The sequence below is a fragment of the Deltaproteobacteria bacterium HGW-Deltaproteobacteria-6 genome, assembly GCA_002840435.1.
Classification (GTDB): domain Bacteria; phylum Desulfobacterota; class Syntrophia; order Syntrophales; family Smithellaceae; genus UBA8904.
Genome location: PHAT01000005.1, coordinates 329907 through 343046, shown reverse-complemented (window position 1 = coordinate 343046; position 13140 = coordinate 329907). Strand labels below are relative to the sequence as shown.

The following is a 13140-nucleotide window of genomic DNA, read 5'->3' as shown; positions in this document are numbered from 1 at the left end:
TTTTTTGACATTGTATCTACCCGGCCATTCTGATAATCGTATGATCAACTTTTAAACAGATGCTTTTGGATAAAATAATAGTCTTATTGTTTCTTAACATTAAAACGGATTAATTATGCGAAAATATATCAGTATCGTCATCCTGGTCCTGATTATCTGGAATCTCAGTGGCTGTGCACTGGTTAAACTGAGGGAGGATGTTCAATTTTCAAAAGACTCCTGCCTGCTGATTGGCGAAGTCATCAATGTTTCATCTCGCAAAACTTCCATTGTTGTTGTCACTTACAGCAATCAGAGCGGTGTTGTAACGATTGCCGATTACACGGTGTTATCCGGGTCCGGGCAATATGAAATGCTGGTGCGGGAGGGAAATTATGAGATTTTCGCTTTTGAGGACGCCAATGGGGATCTCTCTTATGATCCAAATGAATGGGCGGGTTACTACGGAAAACCCGATCAAGTGAAAACGCAGGTGGGTGGCGCTGTCTTCGGTCTGGATATTATTCTGAAGCCGGAAACGAAACCACCGGTTTCATCTTTGGCCAGTTTGCTGATTCAATTTTCCGGCGGAAAAAAGAAACCTTCAACATCAGCCGGTACTTTGGCGAATCTCGACGATCCGGTGTTTTCAGCAGAAAATGGGCTCGCTGGTTTCTGGACGCCGCTGGAATTTTTTAAACGGATTGGCTGCAATATATTTTTCATTGAACCTTACGACGCCAAAAAAATTCCCATTCTTTTTGTTCACGGCGCTGCCGGTTCACCGCAGGACTGGCGTTATTTTATTAATCATCTTGACCGTTCGCGTTATCAGCCCTGGATTTTTTACTATCCGTCCGGCGCCCGGCTGGACACAACGGCTTTCTTGCTTCGGACAAAGCTTTATGACTTGTACAGGAAATATCAATTTGAATCGTTGTATGTCGTTGCGCACAGCATGGGGGGCTTGGTGTCCCGTTCTGTCATTATTGCCAGGGAGGATAACTACTACGACGCCATCAAGCTTTTTGTTTCGATTTCCACACCTTGGGGCGGGGAGCAGCGGGCGAAAACAGGCGTGCAAAATTCACCCGCGGTTATTCCCAGCTGGAAAGATATGGACCCGGAAAGCATCTACATCAAACGCGTGCTGTCTGCAAAACTGGACTCCTCGATACGTTACTATCTGTTTTTCGGGCATAAGGGAGGCGGTAGCCTGTTTCGGCAAAATAACGATAACACGGTTACTCTGGAAAGCATGCTGGATTTAAGAGCGCAGGCCGAGGCCCTTAAAACAACCGGACTTAACGAAGACCATGTCAGTATTCTTTCCAGTCCGGAAATGATAGCTCAATTCAAAGCCGTCCTGGCCAGTACGGAAACCAATAAGGATAAAACATATGCCCGTTCTAAAGGCTATGTGCATCTTCAACATGCATTTGATCCCCCGAACGTAAAAATTCCTTCGCAGATGGCGCTTGTCCTGGTCCCGACCGGAACGGAGGAAAAGGAAACACAACTCAAAATAGATCCTTTTCTGCCCGAACAGGAAACGGGGGCTATTATACCCAAAAAATATGATGTCAGTCTCTGTGCTTTTGGTTTTAAAACCGAACCGGATAAAGTAACGCTGGACATAAAACCGGGGAAAATTGCGGAAGCAAAGTTTATTTTAAAACCGCAGGGAATGGTTGCCGGTTATATGACGGCTGCAACATCCACCGCCGACAGGTTCTGGGGTTTTTTTAAAGACTTGCCGGAGAGCGTGAAAATCCGCGCCATTCAGTTAACCGGTCCCGGGATCTCCCGGTTGCTTGTACCCAATGACAAGATGAGCGAAAGAGAGGTGCTGACTACTTTTCTTGCGTCCCGGGATTTCGCGTTTAAAGCGACATTTGCTTTTTTTGGTCTGCCTGCAGGTGATTATGATGTGACGATTGAAGCCGACGGTTGTGAAACTTTTTCGACAAAAATTAAAGCCTGGCCGGGAGAATTCATTCCTCCCGCGCCGTTCCGGCTTATTTTAAAATAGCATTACTTTCTTGCCATCAGAATCCGGCGAACCCGGTCGAGTTCCTGTTCGTTGTCCACTTCCACGGAATCATGAGGTGTGATGACGCACTTGATTTTGTAACCGTATTCCAGAGCGCGCAGCTGTTCGAGTGCTTCGAGTTTTTCCAGTTTGCCTTCCGGCAGCCGGGTAAAGGTGTCAAGAAAATCCCGGCGATAGGCGTAAATGCCGTGATGCTTATAATAGTCGGCTTTGAGCATTTTGTCGCGCACATAAGGAATGGTTGCCCGTGAAAAATAAAGAGCGTTGTTTTTATGATCAAGAACAACTTTCACGGCGTGCGGGTGCGTGATTTCTTCATCCAGAATGATTTTGTAAATCAAGGTGGACATCACGACGGCGGGATCAGTCTGCAGAGGTTCGATGACTTCATCAACCTGCACCGGCTCAAAAATCGGTTGGTCGCCCTGGATGTTGACGACAATGGCATCGGCTGCAAGATCCAGGGATGCGACGGCTTCGGAAATCCGGTCCGTGCCGGAGCGATGCGTTCTGGCGGTCATCACGGCGTTGCCGCCGAATTTTTTCACTGCATCATAAATTCTCTGATCGTCGGTGGCCACTGCCACATAAGGTATGGCTCCGGCCTTTGCCACTCGTTCATAAACATGCTGGATCATCGGCTTGCCGCACAGGTCGGCCAGAGGTTTGCCGGGAAAACGGCTGGATTCATATCGCGAGGGGATAATGCAGACAACATTTCTCTTCATGCTGAGCGCCTCCGTAAAATGTCCATATCCATCGTTGCACTGCATCCTTCCCCGGTCTCCGCCGGTGTAGGCTATGCGGTCTACGCTAAAGCAGGCCCCACTCCTCAGGCTTTGTGCGCCTTGTCTCCGGATCAATTTACGAAGGCGCTAAATGCAGTAGCTGAATTTTTTTAATTTCCTAAATGGGGATCCGTTTTTTGCAAATAGTTCACAACGTAATCCCGGACCGAATCTTCAAGCGGCGAAAAGTCCACCGGGCAGCCAGCCTGGCTGAGTTTGTCCATTTCCGCCTGCGTGAAATACTGGTATTGATTGCGCAATGATTCGGGCATCTCAATGTATTCAATGTTCGGCTTTCTGCCCATCGCGGCAAAAACCGCGTTAATCAAATCATTCCAGGTTCTGGCCTTGCCGGTACCCAGATTGAAAATCCCATTGGCGTCCTGATGATTAAAAAGCCACCACATGGCGTCGATACAATCTTTGACATAGACAAAATCACGCAACTGGCCGCCATCGGGATATTGGGGCAGATAGGATTTGAAAAGGCGGACTTTGCCTGTTTCCCTGATTTGATGAAAGGCTTTAAAGATCACACTGGTCATGTCGCCTTTGTGATATTCATTGGGACCGAAAACATTAAAAAATTTGATGCCGGCAATATTGTTTTCCCAGGAATGTTTCAATGCTCTTACATCAAATACCTGCTTGGAATAGCCATACATGTTGATGGGTTTCAGTGTTTTGATTTTGTCGTGATCGTCAGAAAACCCCCCGGTTCCGTCGCCGTATGTTGCCGCGGAACTGGCGTAAATGAAACGGATGCCGTGTTCAATCGCATATTCAGCCAGCAGACCGGTGTAAACATGATTGTTTTGCCAGAGGTAATCGGCATCCCGCTCTGTTGTCGATGAACAGGCGCCCATGTGGATAATCGCGTCGACATCGAAACGCATTGTGTCATTATAAATCATCTCATGAAAATCGTCCTTATGGAGGTAATTAACAAAGCGAAGATTTACCAGATTTTTCCATTTATCCGTTTTTCCAAGGCGATCAACAATAATAATATCTTCAATGCCTTCCTGGTTGAGTTTCCAGACAAAGGCACTGCCGATGAATCCCGCGCCGCCGGTCACGATAATCATGAAATATACTCCTTGGGTCAAATTTGGTTTCCTTAGTAATACTGAAAAGAAATGGTGTCAACAGGGAATTCATTGCCTGGATCAAACAAAAACCCCCTCCCGGTGGGCGCCCGGAGGGGGTTAAATTTTTACAGATCATGCCGACGGTTACGAAGGGATCAGGTTACGATCGTCTTCACCAATTCGATAACCGGGTTGGTGACCAGCGCCATTAAAACCGTGTAGAGAGCGAAGGCGCCCACCGCTTCCGTGATATATATCTTGGTGAACCTCCGTTTCAACTGAATCAGCAAGAGGCCGCCGACAATCAACAGGCCCAGCTGAAAGTAAGGGAAGTTTGCTGCCCCAGCTGCCGCGTACTCGGCAAATCCGAATGTTGCCGTTAAAAGAACCACTGCCGCCGCTACCATCATTGTTCCTAATGTCTTTTTCATGATCTGTGACCTCCTTAGGGTAGTTATCGTACTTGCCTTTATACTAATGAAATTAGTGTGCCAAGTTTTCGAGATGATTGAGTGGCGAAGACATCATGCTGATATGCTGCATGATTTAGCGATTATATCCATTGGCGGCAGATGGCGGTCAGCCGTTTTTATCCGGGTGATTGAATGAAACATTCAAACAGGTTTTACGAAACATGAAAGAAGATATGAAAACTGCTCTTTTCAGGCTTTTCCTTAAATCAGGTGTGTATGACGAAATTGAGATGTGCGGTGCCCTAATATCGGGTGAGTCATCTTTAATGGATGTGTTTTAAATCATCATTGAACAATAACGCCTTGCAGATGGAATCTCCTTTAATCATCATAAAATTGATTTGCCGTCCGGTGATGCCGCCTGAACCCCGGTGCGAAAAAAAAGCCTCCTGATGGCATACGGTGCAAACGCCCGCCGCTTCAATGCTGGCGGCGGGAATGCCGCAATTCAGCAGCTGCCGCCGGTTGGCTTCCACCAGATCCAGCATCCATTTGTCCGGGCGTTTTCCCGGAAATAAAAATAATTCAGAGTCCCTTTGTTTTCGGAAAGCATCGGCGGCAACGGCGTCCACTTCATAACAGCAACGGCCGATGGACGGACCGATGGCCGTGATCATATCGGTGGGCTTTGAACCATACTGATTTTGCATCAGACGGACGACTTTGGCGCTGATGCCGAGGGCAGACCCGCGCCAGCCTGCGTGAACGGCGGCAATAACTTTTTTAACCGGATCGACGATAAAGACCGGCACGCAATCCGCTGTTTTGATACAAATGGCCAGATTGCTGCGATTGGTCACGATGGCATCATAATTCAGTGCTTCATGTGACGAATAGTAATCCCCATGAGGTTTAATAACGAAAATATTGTCGCCATGCACCTGATTGAGAACCAGAAAATTTTCCACCGGGATCTGGAAAGCGGATGCCAGCTTATCCCAATTTTGCAGAACATGAAATTCCTCGTCGCCTTCCCGGAAACTCATATTCAGGCTTTGGTAATCATCCTTGGAAACGCCGCCAATTCTGGTGCAGAAAGCGTGAACCAGGAAATCACAAGCGCTGAGCCTGGGTGAGTGCAGGTACCCGATGGTGTTTTTTTTTGCTAGTGAAAACATGGCGGTTATCTTAATTTATCCTTCCAGTTCTGTAAACCGGTATTTCCGGCAGGTGAGGGGGCGGTTGCGCGAAACAGCCCGCATAGTTTATCCATATCCGCAGGAATTGGCGCTGTAAAGACGACCCGTTCACCACCATGCGGATGGACGAATGAAAGCTGCGCGGCATGGAGCGCCTGCCGTGCCAGAGATTTAATCCCCGCTTTCAATTCCGCGTTTTTAACGGTTTGCAATTTAGAAGCGTTGCCGTAAACCGCATCTCCGATGACCGGATAGCCCCGCTCGGACAGATGAACCCGGATCTGATGCGTCCGTCCGGTTTTGATTTCCACATCCAGCAGGGTTGCCGTGCCGTAACGCTCGCGGACTTTCCAGAGGGTGAGAGCGTCCTTGCCGTGACGGCTTTTCGTAGACATTTTTTTGCGGTCCACCGGGTGACGCCCCACGGGCAAAACAATTTCACCGCTTGCGCCTTTGACGTCGCCCCAGACCAATGCGACATATTTTTTATAGACGTCATGTTTTTCAAACTGCGCGGAAAGCTTGCGGTGCGCCTCATCGGATTTTGCGGCGACAATCAGTCCGGATGTTTCCTTGTCCAGCCGGTGGACAATGCCCGGCCTCAGCACACCACCGATACCCGACAGATCATGGCAATGAAAAAGGAGCGCATTAACGAGTGTCTGATCGGGATTACCCGGTGCGGGATGCACCACCATGCCGGCCGGTTTGTTAATGACAATAATGGAGGCGTCTTCATAAACAATGTCCAATGGGATATTTTGCGGTATTGCTACGGCATCGATGGCCGGTTCCAGGTGAAGTTCGACGATATCACCATCCTTGAGGTGCTGGCTTACTTTCGGCTCTTTACCGTTCACGGTCACGACGCCTTCTTCGATGGCGATTTTAATCTGCGAGCGGGAAAAAGAATCGTCGGTCTGAGCCAGAAAAACATCGAGCCGCAGTCCCGCCTGTGACGGGCTTACCGTAAAGGATAAGTCTCTGTTGGTCGGGCCGTCATCAGTCACGTCGGGACTCCAGGATTATGGTTATGAAACAATGGTTGATTTTAAAGCGTCCAGAATAAATCCGAATTCATCCTCGGATACAGTGCGTAGATCCAGAAGAATTTCGCTTTCATTGACCCGGACAATCACGGGTACCAATGCCTGACGAAGTTTTGCCTCCATCCGGCTGGCCGTCATGCCGGCGGATTTTACCGCGACAACTGCCGTCGGGATGTCCTCGGTCGGGAGTGATCCGCCGCCGGCGGCGGCTACGTCTTCACGCATCTCAAAAGTCAGATCGGGGATATTCGCTTTTTTCAACTTATTGATCAGTTTGCGCGCCCGTTTTTTAACATCGACTGGCGGTTCGGTAAGGGCCTTAAGCGATCTTAATGTCCGGGGCGCGGCCTCCGGCACAAGATAATGCATCAATGTTGCTTCCAGCGCGGCCAGTGTGAATTTGTCTATCCGCAGCGCGCGGTTGAGGGGATTTTTTTTGATTTCAGCCAGGATGTCTTTCTTGCCGACAATAATGCCCGCCTGCGGTCCGCCCAGAAGCTTGTCGCCGCTGAATGTTACCACATCGACGTCCGTGGCCAGCACCTCCCGCACGGTTGGTTCATGCTGCAGGCCGTAAACTGTAAGATCAATCAGGCAGCCGCTGCCCAGATCGTCGAATACGGGGATGCCATGCTGCTTTCCCAGCGCCACGAGGGGGATAAGTTCAGCCTCTTCGGTAAAGCCGACAATCCGGTAATTGCTGGTATGTACTTTTAAAATCACGCCGGTATTCGGACCGATGGCTTTTTCGTAATCACTGAGGCGTGTGCGGTTGGTTGTCCCCACTTCGCGCAGAATGGTATTACTTTTGGTCATGACGTCCGGGATGCGGAACTCGCCGCCGATCTCAATGAGTTCGCCGCGTGAGACGATTGCTTCCTTGCGGTCGGCCAGCGTATTGAGCGTGAGCAGCACGGCGGCCGCGTTGTTGTTGACAATCAGGGCATCCTCCGCGCCGGTGAGCGCGCAGATCAGCCGGGTCACGTGGTCATAACGCAGGCCGCGTTCGCCGCGATTCAGATCAAATTCCAGATTGGAATAGCCCTTGCCCACTTCCATAATTCTATCCAGAGCTTCTGGGCACAAAGGCGCTCGTCCCAGATTGGTATGCAGGATAACGCCGGTGGCGTTGACAAGCCTCTTTAATTTGTAACGATACAGGTCATCGATTATCATCTCCACGCTGCGGGCGGCGGATGCGGCTTCAGAAGCAATTGCCGGTAATGATTTATGATCAGCGGTCAGGATTTTATCCCGCAGTTTCTGCACGACGTCACGGCAGGCCTCCCGGATTATTTCTCGCGACGCTTTTTCATAGATATTGTTTTTTTCCAGAAGCCCGATGACTTCGTCGATTTTCGGCAGCCCCCGCAGCATTTCTTTTCTTTTGTCATCCATAACTCACTCCAAATTTCAGGATTCCAGTGCTTCTTGCGTCAATCAGTGCTTTGTCATTTCGACCAAAGGGAGAAATCTTCTCAACAACGATAAAGATTTCTCAGTCACTTCGTTCCTTCGAAATGACATCTCCTTCTTTTTCATAAGAAGGTACTATATCAATCCGGCTTGTTTCCGGCAGTAATCGCGGAAATTGTTGACCGCGATGAAAAATTCCCGCATCATAATCACCCACAGATAGCGTCCGCGCGGCGTTAAATGCAAGTTGGGGGAAAAGTAACGAAACGACCCGGCCAGTGTGAAAGCGGCCATTTCTTTCCATAAGGTTGTAAAAAATTTGCCGTCGTATTTTTTGTCCAGCTCATTGACATTCATTTTTGTGCTGAACAGCTTCATGAGGAAGTCGTAGCGCATCCGGTCGGGCAAATCGAACCTGCGCGCAGCCTGGAGAGGCAGTTTGCCTCCCGTCAGATCGGCAATGTAGCGGTCGATATCAAAAGTATTGGCGTAGCAGACTCCGTTTAAATAACCGATGGCGCCGCTTCCCAATCCGGCGTATTCATCAAAATCCACGACATATTCGTCAATCAGCGATTGGCCGGTTTTCTTTCTGGAAAAGCACCAGGCCGAAGAAGAATCATATTGCCGCCCGAGACGCCGCAGGATCAGATTGAAATAGGATTTCTCACGACGGAAGTTGACTTCTCCCAATGTCTCCTGCATCAGACGCTGGGTGAGTGTCGAAACCATCAGGGGATAAAAAGTGATCTGCTGCATCTGGAGTTTCAGCAAAACCGCCAGATCGGCATCGAGCATGCCGGCTGTCTGTTCGGGAAAGTTGAAAATCATGTCGGCGTTGACGGTGTCAAACGACCCCATGGTTCGCCGGAGGCGGAAAGCGATTTCTTTGCCCGATCCGTATTTGTCATAACGGGCTATTTTTTTGAGTAAATCATCGTTGAAAGTCTGCACGCCAACGGAAAGCCGGTTGACGCCCGCCTGTTTCAGGATATTGATATTGGCATCGGTCAGGTGGTTGGGATTCGTTTCCACGGATACAGAGGTGATGGGAAACAATTCCCGGGCCAAGCGCAAAGTTTCCGCTAATTCATCAATCAACACAGTCGGCGTGCCGCCGCCGACATAAATACCTGTAAAACGGTAACCTTTCTGACGGTAAAGGGCCATTTCGCTGCGGAGGGCCTGATGATATTTAAACGCCAGGGTTTCATCCAGTCGGACGCGATGAAAAGAGCAGTAGGGGCAGAGTTCTTCGCAAAAAGGAATATGGATATAAAGCAGTCGCTGTTGTTCATCTTTACAGGCAGGCAGTTCGGGGACAATGCCGTCTTTAAAATTCAGGGCGAGGGCGAACTGTTTCCTTGTTATATGGGTAACTATTTGATTAATCACAAATCATTCCATGTCTTTCATCAAATTAACATAATTGGTTATCTGTTTAACAAAAGATGGAAGGAATTTGCAAGCGTCGTTTACTTGAAATAACATCCGATAGGTGTTATACCGCCAAAGAAAACCACCCCGATGGTGAAAGATATGGCTCCCAAAAGAGTTTTAACCCTATGGAATGACGATGGTGTTAACGAAGCCGACACTTCCGTTCTGAGAAAAAAGTCGGTCGAAATAAAAACACCGCTGAACAAGGAAGAACAGGCGGAAATCAAGGCGCTGATTGAATCCTTTACCTGTCGGGATGATGCATCCGGTCTTGCCGGGCCGCAAATCGGCATCAACAAAAGAATCATTATTTTCCGCAATAAGACCGTCGATGATAAGAAGAAAAAAATGAGTCCTGATGATTATGACGTTCTGGTTAATCCGCGCATTACCCAGGCGCGCGGTGAAAAAGTGACGGCGACGGAAGGCTGCCTCTCCTGTCCGGACATTCAAATTGAAGTCAGCCGCTTTCCCGAAGTAAAGATCCGCGCCTTGAATGAAAAAGGCGAAAAAATCAGCAGGCGATATCTGGATTATACCGCCCGGGTTGTGCAGCATGAAATCGATCATCTCGACGGCAAGTTAATTGTGGATTATGAGGGTAATCTTTATTATCCGAAAAACAAGCAGGCTTTAATTGATAAACTTTTTAAATAACCGGCGTTTAATCAAGCACCTCGCAGCAAACTGCGGTGAAATTAACGCTCGTCCCGCGTGAGCGGGATTAAATCTTGAAATGTCGCACAAGTTGTAGTAGTCGTTCCGCCATAATCGTCACAAGAATTTCTGATTTCATTTTCCGGTTCATTGGGAGTAACGGTACCGCGTTGAAAAATACAAATCTTTGAGGAATGCCGGGTATTATCCATGAAAAAAACGCCTTTATATGAAAAACATGTTGACCTGCAAGCTAAAATTATTGATTTCGGCGGCTGGGCCATGCCCGTGCAATATTCGAACGTGATTGATGAACATAAAACGACCCGCGAAAGCGCGACGCTTTTCGATATTTGCCATATGGGAGAAATTGAAGTTAAAGGGCCGCAGGCGCTTGATCTGCTCCAGTTTGCGCTGACGCGGGATCTGGCAGGGCAAAAAACGGGTCAGGTCAAACTCTCCGCTTTGCTTAACGACAAAGGCTGTATCATTGACGATTTGACCGTGTATAAAATGGCGGAAGATTTTTACATGCTGGTCACCAACGCCACAACGCGTGATAGTGATTTCCTGCGTGTCCAATCCATTCTCCAGGAAAGAAAGTTTGACTGCCGGATGGAAGATATCAGCGACAAAACCGGCAAGCTGGATTTGCAGGGACCCCGCTCAGAAGAAATTATACAGAAGCTGACCGCAGCTGATTTAAAGGCAATCCGTTTCTATCATTTTATTGAATCGCAGGTGGCGGGAGTGCAGGCCGTGATTTCCCGCAGCGGTTATACCGGTGAAGACGGGTTTGAAATTTACGCGTCCGCCGATCAGATTGGGCTCATCTGGGACAAATTGATGGCAGCAGGCGCCGCATCCGGTTTGAAACCGGCGGGACTGGGCGCACGCGACACCCTGCGCCTGGAATCCGGTATGATGCTTAACGGTCAGGATATTACCGAGGAGGTCAGTCCGCTGGAAGTGCCCTATAGCTGGCTTGTCGACTGGAATAAGGATTTTGCGGGCAAACCCGCTCTGACGGCAATTCGGGATCACGGCATTCAGAAAAAGCTGGTCGGACTGGTGATGACCGGGCGGGGCATCGCGCGGCACAATTACAAGGTCGCCAAAGATGCCAGAGAGATTGGCATCGTGACATCCGGCACATTTTCGCCAACCTTGAATAAGGCGATTGGCCTGGCTTTTGTCGATATTGAATTCGCGGCTCCGGATACGGAGATATCTGTCAACATTCGGGATACCGTAAGCCCGGCCGTAGTCGTAAAGCTTCCATTTTATAAAAGGCAAAAATAATTCACTAAGGAGAATCGTGATGTCCAAATCAAACCCCACTGACAGATTGTATTCCAAAGATCATGAATGGGTGAAAGACAACGGCGACGGGACGGCTGTGGTCGGCATTACCGATTACGCCCAGGAAATGCTGACGGATATTGTGTTTGTGGAACTGCCCCCGATCGGCAAAAAAGTGGCGAAGGGCGAACCGATGGCTGTAGTCGAGTCCGTTAAATCCGTATCCGATGTCTTCGCGCCGGTTGGCGGTGAAGTCATTGACGTCAATAAAACTCTGGAAGAAACGCCGGAGCTTATCAATCAGGATGCATTCAATGAGGGCTGGATCGCCAGGTTGAAACTCAGTAACGCCGAAGAGCTGAAATCACTGCTTGATGCCGCTGCTTACAGCGCTTTGATTAAAGAGGAGAAACATTAGACAAAATGGACTATTGCCCCCACACGCCTCACGATATCAATCAAATGCAGGCGGCTATCGGCGTAGGAAGCATTGAAGAACTGTTTGCCGATATCCCGCAAAAATTCCGCATCAAGCAAATGCCCGGCATACCGGCTTCTTTATCCGAGCAGGAAACATTCGGACTGATGCAGGCGATGAGCCGGAAAAATATGGCGCCGCGCGTAACACTTACCGGCGCGGGCGCTTATGCTCATTACATTCCCGCAGTGGTCGGCCATATCATCGGGCGCGCCGAATTTTACACCGCCTATACCCCTTACCAGGCGGAAATCAGCCAGGGCATTTTACAGGCCATTTACGAATACCAGACCATGATCGCTCATTTGACCGGAACGGAGATCGCCAATGCCTCCATGTATGACGGCGCTTCGGCCATGGCGGAAGCGGCGGTGCTCTGCGGCAAGATGTCCAACCGTTCAAGGATTGTTGTTGCCCGTTCGGTCAATCCGCAGTACCGGCAGGTTTTGCAGACCTACTGCTGGTCGAACGGTTATACCATCACCGAGATGCCTTATGCGGCAACCGGCCAGTCTGATTTGGCCGCACTGAAAAATGCGCTGGATGACAGCGTTGCGGCGGTCGTCGTGCAAAGCCCGAATTTTTTCGGATGCATTGAAGATATCACACCGATTGCCGCAGCCGCTCATGAAAATGGCGCCCTGCTGATTGCCGGGTTTACCGACGGCACATCGCTGGGCATCCTGCAACCGGCTGGGGCCTCCGGCGCGGATTTTGTTGTTGGTGAGGGGCAGAGCTTCGGTAATCCGGTCAACTACGGCGGCCCTTATCTGGGAATTTTTGCCGCGCGGGAAAAATTTCTGCGACGTATTCCGGGCCGGCTTGCCGGTGCGACGGTCGATAAAAACGGCAAACGCGGATTCGTTCTGACGCTGCAGACACGTGAGCAGCATATCCGCCGGGAAAAGGCGACGTCCAACATCTGCTCCAATGAAGCGCTCTGCGCGCTTGCGGCTGGCGTTTATCTGGCCGCTCTGGGCAGGAATCTTAAGCGGCTGGCTGAGCTCAATATCTACAAAACGCAATATCTGAAAAACAAACTTCTGCAACTGCCGGGATGGAAGGAGGTTTTTTCCGCTCCCGTTTATAATGAATTTGCCCTGCGCAGTCCCGATGTCCGAACGGTCAATAAAAAGTTGTCGGCGGCAGGGATGATCGGCGCTTATGATTTGCAGAAAGATTATCAGGAACTGGATAATACGCTGCTCTTTTGTGCGACGGAAATGCTCTCCAAAGAAGATATGGATCGAGTGGTAGAGATCATAAAATAAGGGG

At 49.4% G+C, this 13140-nt stretch carries 12 protein-coding genes; 5 read left to right on the top strand and 7 right to left on the bottom strand.

The annotated features are described in order from the left end of the window. Nucleotides 1-115: 115 nt before the first annotated feature. Entirely contained in the window at nucleotides 116-2011 is a 1896-nt protein-coding gene (locus CVU71_11780; protein PKN18188.1) for a hypothetical protein, read from the top strand. Between the two features lie 2 nt (nucleotides 2012-2013). On the opposite strand, the gene kdsB is transcribed toward CVU71_11780, so the two are convergent. From kdsB to CVU71_11745, 7 genes are all read right to left on the bottom strand, one after another. Further along, nucleotides 2014-2760, bottom strand: coding sequence for a 3-deoxy-manno-octulosonate cytidylyltransferase (gene kdsB / locus CVU71_11775; protein ID PKN18187.1), 747 nt, complete (start codon nucleotides 2758-2760; stop codon nucleotides 2014-2016). Nucleotides 2761-2930: 170 nt separating this feature from the next. Further along, nucleotides 2931-3908 carry an ADP-glyceromanno-heptose 6-epimerase gene (gene rfaD / locus CVU71_11770; GenBank protein ID PKN18186.1) on the bottom strand — a complete coding sequence of 326 codons (978 nt, stop codon included), beginning with the start codon at nucleotides 3906-3908 and terminating at the stop codon, nucleotides 2931-2933. A 158-nt stretch (nucleotides 3909-4066) separates the two neighbouring features. Then, nucleotides 4067-4342, bottom strand: coding sequence for a hypothetical protein (locus tag CVU71_11765; GenBank protein PKN18185.1), 276 nt, complete (start codon nucleotides 4340-4342; stop codon nucleotides 4067-4069). Nucleotides 4343-4647: 305 nt separating this feature from the next. After that, entirely contained in the window at nucleotides 4648-5502 is an 855-nt protein-coding gene (locus CVU71_11760) for a peptidoglycan editing factor PgeF (protein ID PKN18184.1), read from the bottom strand. Nucleotides 5503-5507: 5 nt separating this feature from the next. Then, nucleotides 5508-6533 carry an RluA family pseudouridine synthase gene (locus tag CVU71_11755; protein PKN18183.1) on the bottom strand — a complete coding sequence of 342 codons (1026 nt, stop codon included), beginning with the start codon at nucleotides 6531-6533 and terminating at the stop codon, nucleotides 5508-5510. 21 nt (nucleotides 6534-6554) lie between these two features. Further along, nucleotides 6555-7970: an L-seryl-tRNA(Sec) selenium transferase gene (locus CVU71_11750; GenBank protein PKN18182.1), complete on the bottom strand. Its 1416-nt coding sequence runs from the start codon at nucleotides 7968-7970 to the stop codon at nucleotides 6555-6557. Between the two features lie 153 nt (nucleotides 7971-8123). Beyond that, nucleotides 8124-9383 (bottom strand): coproporphyrinogen III oxidase, encoded by a 1260-nt coding sequence (locus CVU71_11745; GenBank protein PKN18181.1) that lies wholly within the window; start codon nucleotides 9381-9383, stop codon nucleotides 8124-8126. Between the two features lie 132 nt (nucleotides 9384-9515). Here CVU71_11745 and def point away from each other — a divergent pair, with 132 nt between their 5' ends. The 4 genes from def (at nucleotide 9516) to CVU71_11725 (ending at nucleotide 13136) form a co-directional block, all read left to right on the top strand. Then, complete coding sequence (def, locus tag CVU71_11740; GenBank protein PKN18180.1) at nucleotides 9516-10085, top strand: peptide deformylase; 570 nt, start codon at nucleotides 9516-9518, stop codon at nucleotides 10083-10085. 210 nt (nucleotides 10086-10295) lie between these two features. Then, complete coding sequence (gcvT, locus tag CVU71_11735; protein ID PKN18179.1) at nucleotides 10296-11387, top strand: glycine cleavage system protein T; 1092 nt, start codon at nucleotides 10296-10298, stop codon at nucleotides 11385-11387. A gap of 19 nt (nucleotides 11388-11406) precedes the next feature. Continuing rightward, entirely contained in the window at nucleotides 11407-11805 is a 399-nt protein-coding gene (gene gcvH, locus CVU71_11730) for a glycine cleavage system protein H (protein PKN18178.1), read from the top strand. Between the two features lie 5 nt (nucleotides 11806-11810). After that, nucleotides 11811-13136 (top strand): aminomethyl-transferring glycine dehydrogenase, encoded by a 1326-nt coding sequence (locus CVU71_11725; GenBank protein ID PKN18177.1) that lies wholly within the window; start codon nucleotides 11811-11813, stop codon nucleotides 13134-13136. The last annotated feature ends 4 nt before the right edge of the window (nucleotides 13137-13140 follow it).